This is a genomic window from Cellulomonas sp. JZ18 (assembly GCF_009720485.1).
Classification (GTDB): domain Bacteria; phylum Actinomycetota; class Actinomycetes; order Actinomycetales; family Cellulomonadaceae; genus Cellulomonas.
On sequence record NZ_CP045245.1, the window covers coordinates 3118386 to 3132908 of the forward strand.

Genomic DNA, 14523 nt, shown 5'->3' on the forward strand with positions numbered 1-14523 from the left:
TCCGGTTCCCTTTACCTCCGACCGGGTCAGCCCGCCGGGGGCGCGGTCCCGCTCGGGGGCGTCGGCGCGGCGTCGCCCGTCGGTGCGGGCTCCGCCGTGGCAGCGTCCTCGACGCCCGGGTCGGCGTCGGTTGCGGCGTCGGTTGCGGCGTCGGGTGCGGCGGTCGCCGAGGCCCCCGGCACGGTCACCGGCCGGGCCGCGGCGAACGGCCACCGGGGCTCGGCGACGAGCTCGTCCGCGTCCTCCCGCAGCCGCCACACGCCCTCGTCGTCGTGCGTGAACGCCTCCGACGGCGCGCTCCGCAGGGGGAAGACGTTCCAGCGCACCTCCCCCTCGTCGCCGGTGGCGCCCGTGTGGAACCGGGGCCCGGCGGCTCCGTCCGGCCAGTACTGCTGCTGCGCCCACGGGTCGCCGCCGTACGGCTCCGTGGTGACGGGGCGCCCGTCCTGGTCGACGACCTGCGCGCCGTCGACCGGGCGACCGTCCGCGTCGTAGACGAAGAGGTTCGCGGCGCGCTCGCCGGCGACCACCACGCCGTCCTCGAGCGGCGCGTCGATCACCGCCCGCATCCACGCGAGGTCGCTGCGCTGCGCGGCCGGCACCCAGAGCACGAGCACGACGCTCGCGACGGCCGCCGCCGCGCTCACCAGCCGCAGCACCGCCTGCCCCCGCGGGCCCGCGCGCCACCGTCCGCGCCCCCACTGGGCGCTCGCCACGACGGCGACCACCAGGACCACCCATCCGGCGAACGTGGACGGGAGCCAGAAGGCCGGGTACGGCTCCACCGACGTGAGCTGCAGGAGCAGGTGGGCGACCGTCCACCCGCGCAGGACCCACCAGGCCGGGCGCAGCGCGAGCGCGAGGTCCTCGACCCCGGGGAACCACCGGGTGCTGCGCAGCCGGACGAGCACCGCGCGGCAGAGCTCGCGCACGGCGCGCCACGGGGCCGTGACCGCCGCCCGGGCGGCACCCTCGCGCGCCGCCGCCGGCGCGAGACCCGCCGCGGACCGCAGCTCCGCCGCGTACGCGTCGGGCGGACCGAACTCGTCGGCGAGCCCCCCGTGGTGCGTCCGCCCGTCGTCGGCGAGGGCGTCGGTCAGGTTGGCCTCGAGCCCGTCCGTCAGGTCGTCCACCTGGTCCGGCTCGAGGTCCGCGAGGGCGGACCGCACCCGGGCGGCGTAGTCCGCGACGTCCCGCGCGACACCGGCGTCCAGCACGCTCATCGTCCTGCCTCCGTCCCCAGCAGGCGCGACATCGTGCCCGCGAACTCGTCCCAGTCCTTGCGCTGCGCGTCGAGCAGCGCCCGCCCCTGCGCGTTGATGCCGTAGTACTTGCGGTGCGGGCCCTCGTCGCTCGGCACGACGTACGACGTCAGGGCGCCGGACGCGTACAGGCGCCGCAGCGTCCCGTAGACCGACGCGTCGCCGACCTCCTCGATGCCCGCGGCGCGCAGCCGGCGCACGACGTCGTAGCCGTACCCGTCCTCCTCGGCGACGACGGCCAGGACGGCCAGGTCGAGGACGCCCTTGAGCAGCTGCGTGGTGTCCACGCGACCTCCGCTCCCCCGCTCGCGCGGGACGTGTGGTGCGGGCGCCCCTCCAGCGCCCGCGCACCGCACACTACTGCGTGATCCGCACTACCGTCCAGCAGACAACACCCGCCCCTCCTCGACCCTCCGCGCCGACCCGCGCCCGCCCCCGAGCCCCCACCCCGCCGAGTTCGGTGGTTCTGCGCCGAGTCCGACGGCTACGACTGCCGAACTCGGCACGGAACTGCCGAACTCGGCGGGGGCGGCGGGCGCGGGGGCCGGGCGGGCGCGGGGCGGCGGACGCGGGGCGGGCGGGCGCGGGGGCGGGCGGACACGGCAGGGAGATGCCGAGGTCGGCGAGCCTCGGTACGTGGGGGTTCCGCGGGTGCGGGTGTCCCGGGGTCAGCGCTCCGCGATGCTCCAGGCGATGCCGTCGAGGATGTCGTGCTCGGAGGTGACGACGTGGGTGAGGGCACCGCCGGCGGCGGCCACCTCGTCGCGCACCCGGCGGACCACCTCGCGCCACACGAGCGCACCGGCGCCGATGACGTCGACCCGGCCGGGGTGCAGGTACGGCAGCTCCGACCGCTGGGCGCGCGTGCGGTGCAGCAGGTCGTCGCACGCGGCGAGGACGTCGTCGACGGGCAGGAGCGAGCCGTCGATGTGCTCGCGCTGGTAGCTCGGCAGCCGCAGCGCGTGGGCCGTGACCGTCGTGATGGAGCCGGCGAGCCCGACGAGCGTCACCGTGCGCCCCAGCGGGACGACCTCGGCGGCCGCGTCGAGCGCGGCGCGCACGTCGGCCTCGGCCGCCGCCACCTCGTCCGGCGCGGGCGGGTCGGTGTGCAGGTGCCGCTCGGTCATGCGCACCGAGCCGACGTCCATCGAGAGCGCCGCCTCGGGCGCGTCCGTGCCGAGCACGAGCTCGGTCGAGCCGCCGCCGAGGTCGACGACGAGGAACGGGGCGTCGAAGCGCCCGGCGAGCACGCCCGTGGCGCCGCGGAACGACAGCCGCGCCTCCTCGTCGCCGCCGACGACCTCCGGCTCCACGCCGAGCGCCTCGCGCACGCCGTCGACGAACTCGGCCCGGTTCTGGGCGTCGCGGGTGGCCGAGGTCGCGACGAAGCGCACGGCCTCCACCCCGAGGTCGGTGCACACGTCGTGGTACCGGCGGGCGGCGTCGAGCGTGCGGGCGAGCGCCTCGGGCGCCAGGCGTCCCGTGCGGTCGACGCCCTGCCCGAGGCGCACCACCTCGTTGCTGCGCACCTGGTCGACGAGCGTGCCCGCCTCGGTGTCGACGTCCGCGACGAGCAGACGGATGGAGTTGGTCCCGCAGTCGATGGCAGCCACACGCGTCACGCGGACATCGTGTCACCCCGTCCACGGTGCGGCGTGCGCGGGCGCGGTCAGCAGGTGCAGCGGTCCGGGCGCCACCGGTCGGCGATCATCGCGAGCACCTCGTCGCCGACCGGGTTGACCCCCGGCCCGGCGGCGAGCGCGTGCGCGACGAGCACGTGCAGGCACTTGACCCGGTGCGGCATGCCGCCCGCGGAGATGCCGGCGATCTCCGGCACGTGCGCGATCGCCTCGCGGTCGGCCAGGTACGCCTCGTGGGCGCGACGGTGGCCCGCCGCGAGCCCCTCGTCCTCGGCGAGCCGCGCGGTCAGCTCCTTCATGTACCCGCCCGCCTCCACCGTGCTCACCGCGGCCACCGCCTGCGGGCTCGTCAGGTAGTAGGTCGTCGGGAACGGCGTGCCGTCGTCGAGACGCGGCGCCGTGCGCACCACCAGCGGGCGTCCGCACACGCACCGGGCCGCGACGCCGACGACACCGCGGGGCGGACGGCCGAGCTGCTCGGTGAGGACCTCGACGTCGCGGTCCGTGACGTCGGTCGCGACCGGCGCGGGCGCGGGCGCGGTGCCGGCGGACGGACCGGGCGTGTCGCGGTGCGCGGTCGGGTCCGGGAGCGGGGAGGCAGCGGGCACGGGGCGGTCCTGTCGTCGCGGTGGTGCGGGAGGCAGGTCCATTGTCGCCGACCGGCGCCGGAGGGGGACGCGGCGGGGACGGGCGGCGTCAGGGGGCGGGCGTCGCGGTGTTCGTGCCGGACGTGGGCGTGCTGCCCGGGGCCGGGGTGCCACCCGGAGCAGGGGTGCCGTCGGCCGGGACGTCCGCCGGCGCCGTCCCCGCCTGCTGCACCGAGTCCCAGACGGTGCTGTACCAGGGCCGTGTCGAGCCCTCGGCGGCCGTGCCCGTCACGCCCGTCTCGCGCACGGGCGCCGCGGGCGCCGACTCCGGGTCGACCACGCGGTACGCCGTCTCCCCCGGCATGACGAACGACAGCCTCTCGCGCGCCTGGGCGATGACGTAGGCCTCGTCGTCCCACCGGCGCAGCTCGGCCTCGAGGTCCTCGTTCGTCTCGCGGGCCGCGTCCCGCTCGGCGCGCAGCTGGTCGACCTCGGCACGTTGCTGGAGGAACGAGTCCAGGGTCGGGTACACGAGCACGAAGGCGAGCAGGACGACGAGCGAGAACACCATCGTCCGCACGGTGAACATGCGCGGCACGCGCAGCTGCGACGTGGCCGCGCGCGGCGTCCCCCGCGGCGGCGTGCCCGGTCGCGGGCCGGAGCCGGAGCTGCCGGGTCGGCCGGCGGGACGGGTCCCCGCGGACCTGCTGGACGCCCCGGCAGCGGGTGCGACCTTCGGCACCGGTCCGGACCGCGGTGCGGCCGGTCGCCCCGTGCGCGCGGCGCCGGCGCGGCCCGGCACGGCGGGACGACCGGCGGAGCGCCCGGCGTGCGGGACGGGACCCGACGGCGTCGGCTCGCGCCCGGGCCGGCGCGCGGGGCCGCCGGGCACGACGGGACGACGGGGCGCGGGCATGGCGTCGATTGTGCCGCCGGGCCGTCCCGTCCGCGCGGACGCCGCGCCCGGCAGGTCGCGTCGGCACGGAACCTCCACGAGCAGCACCTCGACGCGCAGCAGCTCCACACGCAGCACCTCCACGCGCGGCACCTGCACGCGCGGCGCGACGTCCGGGGGCGGACGCCGACGCCCGGCCCGCCACGAGGGCGGACCGGGCGTCGGTGCGGGCTGCGTCGCGGGACGTCAGGCCTGGAAGCGCGGGAAGGCGCTGCGACCGGCGTAGACACCGGCGTCGTCCAGCTCCTCCTCGATGCGCAGGAGCTGGTTGTACTTGTTGATGCGCTCGCCGCGGGCGGGCGCACCGGTCTTGATCTGGCCGGCGTTCGTCGCGACCGACAGGTCGGCGATCGTCGTGTCCTCGGTCTCACCGGAGCGGTGCGAGGTCATCGTCGTGAAGCCGGAGCGCTGCGCCAGCGTCACCGCGTCGAGCGTCTCGGTGAGCGTGCCGATCTGGTTGAGCTTCACGAGCAGCGAGTTCGCGGCCTTGAGCGCGATGCCCTTGGCGAGGCGCTCGGGGTTCGTGACGAACAGGTCGTCACCGACGATCTGCACCTTGTCGCCGACGTTGCCGACGAGCTCGGCCCACGAGTCCCACTCGTCCTCGGACAGCGGGTCCTCGATCGAGACCAGCGGGTAGTCCGCGACGAGCTGCTCGTAGAACGCGATCATCTCGGCCGGCGTCTTCGCGGCGCCCTCGAACTGGTACGCGCCGTCCTTGAAGAACTCGGTCGACGCGACGTCGAGCGCGAGCGCGACGTCCTGGCCGGGCACGAAGCCGGCCTTCTCGATCGCGACGAGGATGAGGTCGAGCGCCTCGCGGTTCGAGCCCAGGTTCGGGGCGAAGCCGCCCTCGTCGCCGAGACCCGTCGCCAGGCCCTTGCCCTTCAGCACGGACTTGAGGGAGTGGTACACCTCGGTGCCGGTCCGCAGCGCCTCGCGGAACGTCGTGGCGCCGATCGGGGCGACCATGAACTCCTGGATGTCGACGTTCGAGTCGGCGTGCGACCCGCCGTTGAGGATGTTCATCATCGGCACCGGCAGCACGTGCGCGTTCGGGCCGCCGACGTAGCGGAACAGCGGCAGCTCGGCCGAGTCGGCCGCGGCCTTCGCCACGGCGAGCGAGACGCCGAGGATCGCGTTCGCGCCGAGCTTGCCCTTGTTGGGCGTGCCGTCGAGGTCGATGAGCGCCTGGTCGACCAGGCGCTGCTCGGAGGCCTCGAAGCCGATGAGCTCGGGCGCGATGTCGTCGATCACCGCGTTGACCGCACCCTCGACGCCCTTGCCGCCGTAGCGGGGGTTGTCGGAGTCACGGCGCTCGACCGCCTCGAACGCGCCGGTGGAGGCGCCCGAGGGGACGGCCGCACGGGCGAGGGTGCCGTCGTCGAGGGCGACCTCGACCTCGACAGTGGGGTTGCCGCGCGAGTCCAGGATCTCGCGGGCGCCGACGGCCTCGATGCTGGCCATGGGTGCTCCTTCGACAGACGGGTGGGTATGCGACCTCAGCCTAGTGGGCACCCGCAGCGGCGCCCGGGGGACCTTCGGCTGGCGGACGGCGCGCCCGTGACCAGGCGCGACGCCCGGTGGGACGATCCGGGGATGACCTCCTCCGCCGGCCGCGGCACGGCACCCGGTCCGGACCCGCTCGTCGCGCGCCTGCGGGCGGCGGGCTGCGTGTTCGCCGAGGAGGAGGCGGACCTGCTGCGCGCCGCGGCCGGCGAGGGCGGGGACCTCGACGCGCTCACCGACCGCCGCGTCGCCGGTGAGCCGCTCGAGACCGTGCTCGGCTGGGTCGCGTTCGCCGGACGCCGGGTGGCCGTGGGCCCGGGCGTGTTCGTCCCGCGCCGGCGCACCGAGCTGCTGGCCCGCACGGCGGTGCGGCTCGCGCGCGACTCGGGGCCGGCCCCCGTCGTGGTCGAGCTGTGCTGCGGCGTCGCGGCGGTCGCGACGGTCGTCGCGCAGGACGTCCCCGGAGCGCGCGTGCACGCGGCGGACGTCGACCCGGCCGCCGTGCGCTGGGCGGCCGTGAACCTGGCGGGGCGCGGGACGGTCACCGCCGGCGACCTGTTCGACGCCCTGCCGCCGGACCTGCGCGGCGGGGTCGACGTGCTCGTGGCGAACGCCCCGTACGTGCCGAGCGACGCGGTCGCGACGATGCCCGTCGAGTCGCGCGCGTACGAGCCCCGTGTCGCGGTCGACGGCGGGGCCGACGGCGTCGACGTCCAGCGCCGGCTCCTCGCGGGCGCCGAGGCGTGGGTGCGCCCCGGCGGGCACGCGGCCGTGGAGACCGGCGAGCAGCAGGCGCCGGTGACGGCCGCGGCCTTCCCGCCGGGCTGGGACGTCCGCGTGCTGCGCGACGAGGACGTCGACGCGACGGTCGTCGTCGGTCGGCGCCCCGGCTGACGACGACCGGGCCGCGCGGCCGGGGCGCGCCCGGGCGCTCGGGACCCGTCAGACCTGCTCGCAGACCACCCCGTTGAGCACGAAGGCGTTCGGGCGGCCCACCTCGCCCTGGTGGCTGCCGTTGAAGCCGATGTCGACGGAGCCGCCGGACGGGATGCGCGCGTTCCAGCCGGCGTCCTGCGCGGAGATGTCCATCCCCGTCTGCCACCAGGTCGCGCTCCACCCCTGCACGAGCCGCTGGTCGCTGCGCGGCGTCGTGAAGCGCAGGGTCCAGCCGTCGACCGAGCCGCCGATCACGGTGACCCGGAGCAGGGCCGTGTACCCGGCCTGCCAGCTGTGCGTCTGCCAGGCGACGCGGCACGCGGCGAACTGCGGCCGCGGCGGCGGTGTCGTCACGGACGGGCTGGGTGGCGGCGGGATCGGGGTCGTGGTGGCCGTCGGGGTGGGCGTCGCGGTCCGCGTGGGCGTCGCGGTCGGCGTGGCGGTCGGCGTGGGGGTCGGCGTGGGGGTCGGCGTCGACCCGATCCGCGACGGGTCGACGAGCCCCCAGTACGCCGGCTTGGCCTGCAGCGCCCCGTCGAACAGCAGCGGCGCCGCCCCGCCCGCAGCCACGTCCGGCTGTCCTCGAGCCCCCACACCGTGACCGACTCCAGCGCCGCCGCGTGCCGGCGCAGCATCGCCAGCAGGTCGCGGTAGTAGTACCCCTGCTCGAGCAGCCGGTCGGCGGGCGGCGTGGCCCACGACTCGCCGGCGTGCCGGTACGTCGACACGTCGAGCTCGGTGACGGCCTGCCGCACGCCCAGCGCCTCGAACGCGGTGATCGTCGCCTCCGCCATCGCGATCGACCGCCCGACCTCGACGTGCAGCTGGTGGCCGACCCCGTCGACGGGCACGCCCTGCGCGAGCAGGTCCGTGACGAGCCGCAGGTACGGCGCGCGCTTGTCGGGGTACTCGGTGTTGTAGTCGTTGACGAACAGCTGCACCTGCGGTCCGAACGCGTCCCGCGCGTACCGGAAGGCGTCAGCCACGTACGACGGCCCGAGCACGCGGTACCACTCGCTGCGCCGCATCCCGTCAGGCTGCGTCTCGTCGACCACCTCGTTGACCACGTCGAACGCGAACACCGGGTTGCCGGGGGTGCCGAACTCGCCGTAGCGGTCCCGCAGGTGGTCGGCGACGGCCTCGACGTGGGCGCGCAGCCGGTCCCGGAGCAGGGCCTGGTCGTCGGCGGAGGTGCTCAGCGGCGTGCCGTCGGGCCGCTGGAAGAACCACGCGGGCGTCTGCTGGTGCCACAGCAGCGTGTGCCCGTACACGCGCACGCCGTGCGCGACGGCCCAGTCGAGCAGCCGGTCGGCGGCGTCGAACGTGAACGTGCCCTCGGTGGGCTGGACCGCGTCGGGCTTGAGCTGGTTGCCCGGGGTGATCTGGGCCGCGTGGTGCGCGAGCAGGTCCCCGCGGCCGCCCAGCAGGTCGACCGGCTCGACCGCGATGCCGAACGGGAAGTCGTCCGCGAGCGCCTCCGCGACCGACGGCAGCGACAGGTCGGGCGTGTGGCGGACCCCGCTGACGAGGACGTCGTCGACCAGCAGGTCGGTGAGCGAGGACGTCGACTCGACGTAGAGGGACGCGGTGTCGAACTCCCCCGGCACGTAGGTGCCGAGCACCTGCGTCCACGCGTCGCCCGTCACCCCGGCGACGGTGGTGACCGTGTCGTACGACGACGTGCCGCCGGTGTCGCGCTGGACGGACACACGCAGGTCCGCCGGCGCCGCCCCCGCCGGCAGGCGCAGCCAGAGCCCGATCGTGTACGAGGTGCCCGGCTCGAACGCGTCGGTGACGTCGACGGCGGCGCCGTCCCAGGGGTTCGTGCGGCCGGTGACGAGCAGGCTGTGCGTGCCGCGCGGGCCGTGCTCGGCGGTGCGCGCCACGCTCGCCGCACCGCGGGCCCCCACCCCTCGGGGCCGGACTCGAAGTCCGCGCTCAGCACGACCGCCGGCGACAGCGCGCCCGACGGCTGCGCGAGCGGCGCGACGAGCGCGAGCGCCGCGACGCCCGCGGCGACGAGCACGGCGGCGACGAGGGTGCGGGCGCGCCCGGCGGCGGTGACGTGCGGCATGCCGCGGACGCTAGGCGTGCGCGGCGGGGCGCGCCCAGGGGTGAACCGTTTCCGCCCTCGTCGGGCCCCGGCGGCTCAGCCGACGGGGACCGCCGCCAGGATGCGCTCCACCTGGTCCTTCGCGTCGCCGAACAGCATCGCGGTGTTCTCCCGGAAGAACAGCGGGTTCTGCACGCCGGCGTACCCCGTGGCCATCGACCGCTTGAACACGACGACCTGCTGGGCCTTCCACACCTCGAGCACCGGCATGCCGGCGATCGGCGAGGACGGGTCGTCGAGCGCGGCGGGGTTCACGGTGTCGTTCGCGCCGATGACGAGGACGACGTCCGTGTCGGCGAGGTCGTCGTTGATCTCGTCCATCTCGAGCACGATGTCGTACGGCACCTTGGCCTCGGCGAGCAGCACGTTCATGTGGCCGGGCAGGCGTCCCGCGACGGGGTGCACCGCGAAGCGCACGTCGACGCCCTGCGCCCGCAGGCGCGACGTCAGCTCCGCGACGGGGTACTGGGCCTTCGCGACGGCCATGCCGTACCCCGGGGTGATGACGACCGTCCGCGCCTCGCGCAGCATGTCCGCGACCGCGGCGGCGGTCACCTCGCGATGCTGGCCCTGAGCGGCGTCGCCCGCGGCGACCGTGCCGCCCCGGCGCCGTACCCGCCGAGGACCACGGACACGAACGACCGGTTCATGGCCCGGCACATCAGGTAGGACAGGATCGCGCCGGACGAGCCGACGAGCGCGCCGACGACGATCAGCAGGTCGTTGCCCAGCATGAAGCCGGCCGCGGCGGCCGCCCAGCCCGAGTACGAGTTGAGCATGGAGACGACCACCGGCATGTCGCCGCCGCCGATGGCGGCGACGAGGTGCCAGCCGAGCGCGAGCGCGACGACGGTCATGAGCGCCAGCGGCAGCACCGACGGCACGGCGAGGAACCACGCGAGCAGGCCGCCGCACACGGCCAGCGCGGCGAGGTTGAGCAGGTTCCGCCCGGGCAGGGTGAGCGGCGCGGAGCGGATGCGCGCCGACAGCTTGAGGAACGCGACGACCGAGCCGGTGAACGTCACCGCGCCGATGAGCACGCCGAGGAACACCTCGACGAGGTGCAGCGCGTCCGGCTCCTGCGTGAGGTACGAGTTGTAGCCCACCAGCACCGCCGCGAGCCCGACGAACGAGTGCAGGATCGCGATCATCTCCGGCATCTGCGTCATCTCGACGTGCCGCGCGCGCCACGTGCCGACGACCGCGCCGACCGCGAGCGCCATCGCGATGAGCAGGAGCGTGACGGCGACGGGTCGCTCGGACACGTCGGCCGCGAGCAGGACGGTCGCGAGCAGGGCCAGGCCCATGCCGGCCATGCCGAGCAGGTTGCCGCGGCGGGCCGTCTCCTGCGTGCTCAGCCCGGCGAGGGACAGCACGAACAGGAGCGCGGCGACCAGGTACACGGCCTGCGCCAGGGACGTCAGCACGGCGTCAGGCCTCCTTGCGGAACATGGTGATCATGCGGTTCGCGACGAGGAAGCCGCCGAAGATGTTGATCGCCGCGACCGTGGCCGCGACGAACGCGAGGGTGGTGACCACCCAGGAGTCGTCCCCGATCTGCAGCAGCGCGCCGACGAGGATGATCCCGCTGATGGCGTTCGTGGTCGCCATGAGCGGCGTGTGCAGCGCGTGGCTCACGTGCGAGATGACGTAGTAGCCGACGACGACCGCGAGCGCGAACACGGTCGCGTGGCCGACGAACGACGCCGGGGCCACCGTGAGCGCGAGCGCCGCGAGCACGGCCCCCAGCCCGTAGAGCACGCTGCGGCGCCGGGCGCGCCGGCGCGCGTCCTCGGCGGCGGCCGCCGCGCGGGCGGCGGCCTGCTCGGGCGTCTCGACGGGCGTCGCGGCGGCGGGTGCCGGGGCCGCCGACACCGCCACGGGGGGCGGCGGCCACAGCACCGCACCGTCGTGCGCGACGGTCAGCCCGCGCTGCACCGGGTCCTCGAGGTCCAGCGTGAGGACGCCGTCCCTGCCGGGCGTCAGCAGCGCCACGAGGTGCACGACGTTCGTGCCGAACAGCTGGGACGTGTGCTGCGGCATGCGGCTGGGCAGGTCCGTCCAGCCGAGCACGACGACACCGTTCCCGCTGACCACCCGCTCCCCGGGCACCGTCAGCGCGCAGTTGCCGCCGCCCGACGCGGCGAGGTCGACGATCACCGACCCCGGCCGCATCGCCGCCACCATCCCGGCGGTGATCGTGCGCGGCGCCGTCCCCCGCACGAGCGCCGTCGTCACGACGACGTCCGCCCACGCGGTCTGCTCGGCGTACATCTCGGCGGTCAGGCGCTCCTGCTCGGGCGTGAGCCTGCGCGCGTACCCGTCGGCGGACACCTCCTGCGCGGCGCCCTCGGCGCGCACGACCTGGGCACCCATCGACTCGATCTGCTCCGCGGCCTCGGGGCGGACGTCGAAGGCGCGCACCTGCGCACCGAGGCTCACGGCCGTGCCGATCGCCGCGAGACCCGCGACGCCGGCCCCGATGACGAACACGCGCGCGGGCGGTGTCGTGCCGGCGGCCGTCACCTGGCCCGTGAACATCCCGCCGAACTCCTCGGCCGCCTCGATGACGGCCCGGTACCCGGCGACGTTGGACAACGTCGAGAGCACGTCGAGCGCCTGCGCGCGCGAGATCCGCGGCACCGCGTCGAGCGCCAGGCCCGTGAGCTTGCGCGCCGCGAGGCGGTCCGCGACGCCCGGGTCGAGCTGCGGCGCCATCATCGCGACGACCGTGCCGCCCGGTCGCATCGCGTCGAGGTCCCGCTCGCGCGGCCCGTGCACCGCGGTGACCACGTCGCTGCCCCACACCTCGGCCGCGTCGACCACGCGCGCGCCGGCCGCGACGTACGCGTCGTCGCCGAACGTCGCGCCCGCCCCGGCGCCGGTCTCGACGACGACGTCGTACCCCAGGTCGCGCAGGGCGGCGACCGTGCGCGGCGTGGCGGCGACGAGCCGCTCCCCGGGTCGGTGCTCGCGGGGGACGCCGATCCTCATGCCCGCTCCTTCCCCGCCCGCGGCGGTCGCCGCGCGGTCGTCCCATCGTGGTGCACGGGGCCGCACGACGGTACGGACCTCGGTCCGGGGTGGGCCGGGCGGGAGCGGGGTAGGCGAGGCCGTCCCCGGCGCGCCTCAGCGGGTGCTCACGCCCACGGAGCCGCCTCGCCCCGTGCGTCGGCGCGCTCGGCCGCGCGCAGGCCCACCTCCCACGCCGCCCCCGCCCGGCGCAGCGCGCCCTCCGCGTCGACGCCCGTCCGCTCGGCCTCGAGGACCAGCGCCAGCAGGCGCGCGCCGAGCGCCGAGTCCCGCTCGTCGCCGTGCGCGTCCTCCGGCCCGGTCACGGCGGTGACGGCCGCGTCGACGTCCGGCACGTCCTGCGGCTCCGGGGACGGCACGGCCTCCGCCGGCGCGCCCGCGGAGGACGCGTCGGCACGGGGGCCCGCGTCGTCCGGCACCACCGGCCCGTCCTCGTCCGGTCCGGCGGGCAGCGCGAGCAGCCCGGCCCGCACCGCCTTGCCCGCCACCTTCTGCGTGCGCGCGAGCGCCCCGAGCGACGCCGGCACGCCGTCGAGCGCCGACGCGCGCGCCGGCTTCTCCGCACGCTTCGCGTCGTCCCAGCGGCGGTGCACGTCACCGGGTGCCAGGTCACCGGCCGCCAGGTCGTCCGCGGGCTCACCGAACACGTGCGGGTGGCGCCGCACGAGCTTCGCGACGAGCCGCTCGGCCACCTCCGCGACGTCGAACGGGTCGGCCGGGTCGTCCTGGGCGACGCGCGCGTGGAAGACCACCTGCAGCAGCACGTCCCCGAGCTCCTCGCGCAGGCCGTCGCGGTCGCCCGCGTCGACGGCCTCGGCGAGCTCGTGCACCTCCTCGAGCGCGTAGGGCACCAGGGAGGAGTGGGTCTGCTCGGCGTCCCACGGGCACCCGCCCGGGGAGCGCAGGCGGTCCATCACGGCGACGAGGCGGCCGAACGCCGCGGCCGCCCGGTCCGTGCCCGCACCGGCGGGGGCGTCGGCGGCGAGCGCGGGCGCCGGGACGGGTCCGCGCGCCGCCGGCCCGCCGGGTCCGGACCGCCCGTCGGCGGTCATCGCGCCGTCGGGGCCGGGACCGGGGTGCCCTCCGGTGAGTCCTGCCCGCCCTCGGCCGTGCGCCCGCCCTCGGGCACGACCCACGACGGCCGCGCCGGCGGGGCGACGGCCGTGTCCTCGAACGTGCCGAACCGGGGGTTGACCTCGATGTCCGCGTCGAGCACCCGCTGGCGGAACTCGTCGGCCGCGGCCTGCGCGTCCTGCGCACCCTGCAGTCCCTGCGCCGCGAGCGAGTACCGCGCGACGGCGACCGCGGCGTCGCCGAACCGCACGTCGCCGGCGGCCTCGCCGAGCTGCTGCGTCGCCGCCTCCTCGAGGAACGTGCGCGCCTGCTCGTCGCTCACCCCGAGCCCGCGCTCGGCGGCCACGTCGGACAGGAGCGGCTCGGTGACGAGGATCGTCAGCAGGTCCGCCGTGGTGACGCCCGGGAAGACGGGGCTCAGCTCCTCGTACGCCGTCGTGAGCACGTCCGTGCCGAGCGGCTCGCCGTCCACGACCGCCGCGGCGCCCGGGTGCCCGGAGCACGCCGTCAGCAGACCGCCCACCAGCAGGGCGGCACCCAGCGCCACCGTCCCGCGGGTCCGCGCCCGCCGGGTCGTCCACGTGCCTCGTCGCACCGTCACCAGAGCCTCCCGTCGTCGGAAGTCGTCCCTCGACCGCGGCCATCGTAGGGGTCGCGGCCGAGGGAGCGGGCCGACGCGTCGGGCGCCCGCCCCGGCGAGGGCACCGACGGCGGCTCAGGACCCGCCGGCGCCCGGCACGTGCGCGGTCACGTCCTCGTACCCGGCAGCCGCGGGCGCACGGGTGGCCGCGGTGTAGACCAGGCGCACGACGCCCGTCGGGTAGGCCTGCGAGTCGCGCAGCGTCAGCGGCACGACCGGGCCCTCGTCCGTGAAGAGCTTCTCGCCCTTCTGCGCGAGCACGGGGTGGACCAGCAGCCGCAGCTCGTCCAGCACCCCGCCGGCCAGCAGCTGCCGCACGACCGACAGCGACCCGGGCACGAGCACCGTGCGCACGCCGCTGTCCGCGCGCAGCGCCCGGACCGCCTCGACGAGGTCGCCCTCGACGCGCTCGACGTTGCGCCAGCCCAGGTCCTGGTCGCCGTGCGTGGCGACCAGCTTGCGGGTGTCGCCGAGCTGCGCGGCGAAGGGGGCGTCCTCGCCGCCGGCGGCCTCCCGCTCGGGCCACGCCCCCGCGAAGCTCTCGTACGTCCGGCGGCCGAGCAGCAGCACGTCCGCCCCGGCGTAGTCCTCGTCCACGGCGGCACCCATGTGCTCGTCGAAGTACGGGAAGTGCCAGTCGGGGTCGATCTCGGCGACGCCGTCGAGGGAGACGAACAGCGTGGACACGACAGAGGCCATCGAGAGCTCCAGGGGGGTCGGGCGCCGCGCCGCGGCGTCGGTGGTGCGGGGTCGACGGGTCAGACCCGGGCCGGC

General features: G+C 76.3%; 13 protein-coding genes and 1 pseudogene. 1 reads left to right on the forward strand and 13 read right to left on the reverse strand.

Annotated features, from left to right (window positions below; all coding sequences use genetic code 11):
* Nucleotides 1–26 precede the first annotated feature (26 nt).
* The 6 genes from GC089_RS14100 to eno all read right to left on the reverse strand — a co-directional run bounded on the left by GC089_RS14100 (nt 27) and on the right by eno (nt 5911).
* Entirely contained in the window at nt 27–1223 is a 1197-nt protein-coding gene (locus GC089_RS14100) for a hypothetical protein (RefSeq protein ID WP_155378187.1), read from the reverse strand.
* Complete coding sequence (locus GC089_RS14105) at nt 1220–1549, reverse strand: PadR family transcriptional regulator (RefSeq protein WP_155378188.1); 330 nt, start codon at nt 1547–1549, stop codon at nt 1220–1222. The genes GC089_RS14100 and GC089_RS14105 overlap by 4 nt, the downstream gene beginning before the upstream one ends.
* Nucleotides 1550–1930: 381 nt before the next feature.
* Nucleotides 1931–2884, reverse strand: a complete 954-nt coding sequence (locus GC089_RS14110; RefSeq protein ID WP_155378189.1) for a Ppx/GppA phosphatase family protein — start codon at nt 2882–2884, stop codon at nt 1931–1933.
* Between the two features lie 47 nt (nt 2885–2931).
* On the reverse strand, nt 2932–3510 hold the full coding sequence (locus tag GC089_RS14115; RefSeq protein ID WP_230684825.1) for a DUF501 domain-containing protein: 579 nt from the start codon (nt 3508–3510) through the stop codon (nt 2932–2934).
* An 88-nt stretch (nt 3511–3598) separates the two neighbouring features.
* A complete protein-coding gene (locus tag GC089_RS14120; protein WP_155378191.1) occupies nt 3599–4078 on the reverse strand; it encodes a septum formation initiator family protein in 480 nt (159 codons plus the stop codon).
* A gap of 552 nt (nt 4079–4630) precedes the next feature.
* A complete protein-coding gene (eno, locus tag GC089_RS14125; RefSeq protein WP_155378192.1) occupies nt 4631–5911 on the reverse strand; it encodes a phosphopyruvate hydratase in 1281 nt (426 codons plus the stop codon).
* A 132-nt stretch (nt 5912–6043) separates the two neighbouring features.
* Between eno and GC089_RS14130 the strand changes: the two genes are divergently transcribed.
* Nucleotides 6044–6847 (forward strand): putative protein N(5)-glutamine methyltransferase, encoded by an 804-nt coding sequence (locus GC089_RS14130; protein WP_155378193.1) that lies wholly within the window; start codon nt 6044–6046, stop codon nt 6845–6847.
* Nucleotides 6848–6895: 48 nt separating this feature from the next.
* Here the strand turns inward: GC089_RS14130 and GC089_RS19240 are convergent, their stop codons facing one another.
* The 7 genes and pseudogenes from GC089_RS19240 to GC089_RS14160 form a co-directional block, all read right to left on the reverse strand.
* Nucleotides 6896–7243, reverse strand: coding sequence for a cellulose binding domain-containing protein (locus tag GC089_RS19240; RefSeq protein ID WP_230684826.1), 348 nt, complete (start codon nt 7241–7243; stop codon nt 6896–6898).
* Nucleotides 7240–8775: an endo-1,4-beta-xylanase gene (locus tag GC089_RS14135; RefSeq protein ID WP_230684827.1), complete on the reverse strand. Its 1536-nt coding sequence runs from the start codon at nt 8773–8775 to the stop codon at nt 7240–7242. Before GC089_RS14135 ends, GC089_RS19240 begins: the two co-directional genes overlap by 4 nt.
* 263 nt (nt 8776–9038) lie before the next feature.
* Nucleotides 9039–10429, reverse strand: a pseudogene (gene pntB / locus GC089_RS14140) (Re/Si-specific NAD(P)(+) transhydrogenase subunit beta).
* A gap of 4 nt (nt 10430–10433) precedes the next feature.
* Nucleotides 10434–11996 carry a Re/Si-specific NAD(P)(+) transhydrogenase subunit alpha gene (locus GC089_RS14145; protein WP_155378194.1) on the reverse strand — a complete coding sequence of 521 codons (1563 nt, stop codon included), beginning with the start codon at nt 11994–11996 and terminating at the stop codon, nt 10434–10436.
* A gap of 146 nt (nt 11997–12142) precedes the next feature.
* Nucleotides 12143–13087, reverse strand: coding sequence for a MazG nucleotide pyrophosphohydrolase domain-containing protein (locus tag GC089_RS14150; RefSeq protein ID WP_155378195.1), 945 nt, complete (start codon nt 13085–13087; stop codon nt 12143–12145).
* Complete coding sequence (locus tag GC089_RS14155; RefSeq protein WP_155378196.1) at nt 13084–13710, reverse strand: hypothetical protein; 627 nt, start codon at nt 13708–13710, stop codon at nt 13084–13086. Before GC089_RS14155 ends, GC089_RS14150 begins: the two co-directional genes overlap by 4 nt.
* Nucleotides 13711–13824: 114 nt before the next feature.
* Complete coding sequence (locus GC089_RS14160) at nt 13825–14448, reverse strand: dihydrofolate reductase family protein (RefSeq protein ID WP_155378197.1); 624 nt, start codon at nt 14446–14448, stop codon at nt 13825–13827.
* Between the last annotated feature and the right edge of the window lie 75 nt (nt 14449–14523).

Coding starts and splice junctions, on each gene's coding strand:
- GC089_RS14100 (WP_155378187.1), bottom strand. CDS start 1,223: ATGAGCGTGCTGGACGCCGGTGTCGCGCGGGACGTCGCGGACTACGCC.
- GC089_RS14120 (WP_155378191.1), bottom strand. CDS start 4,078: ATGTTCACCGTGCGGACGATGGTGTTCTCGCTCGTCGTCCTGCTCGCC.
- eno (WP_155378192.1), bottom strand. CDS start 5,911: ATGGCCAGCATCGAGGCCGTCGGCGCCCGCGAGATCCTGGACTCGCGC.
- GC089_RS14130 (WP_155378193.1), top strand. CDS start 6,044: ATGACCTCCTCCGCCGGCCGCGGCACGGCACCCGGTCCGGACCCGCTC.
- GC089_RS14145 (WP_155378194.1), bottom strand. CDS start 11,996: ATGAGGATCGGCGTCCCCCGCGAGCACCGACCCGGGGAGCGGCTCGTC.
- GC089_RS14150 (WP_155378195.1), bottom strand. CDS start 13,087: ATGACCGCCGACGGGCGGTCCGGACCCGGCGGGCCGGCGGCGCGCGGA.
- GC089_RS14160 (WP_155378197.1), bottom strand. CDS start 14,448: ATGGCCTCTGTCGTGTCCACGCTGTTCGTCTCCCTCGACGGCGTCGCC.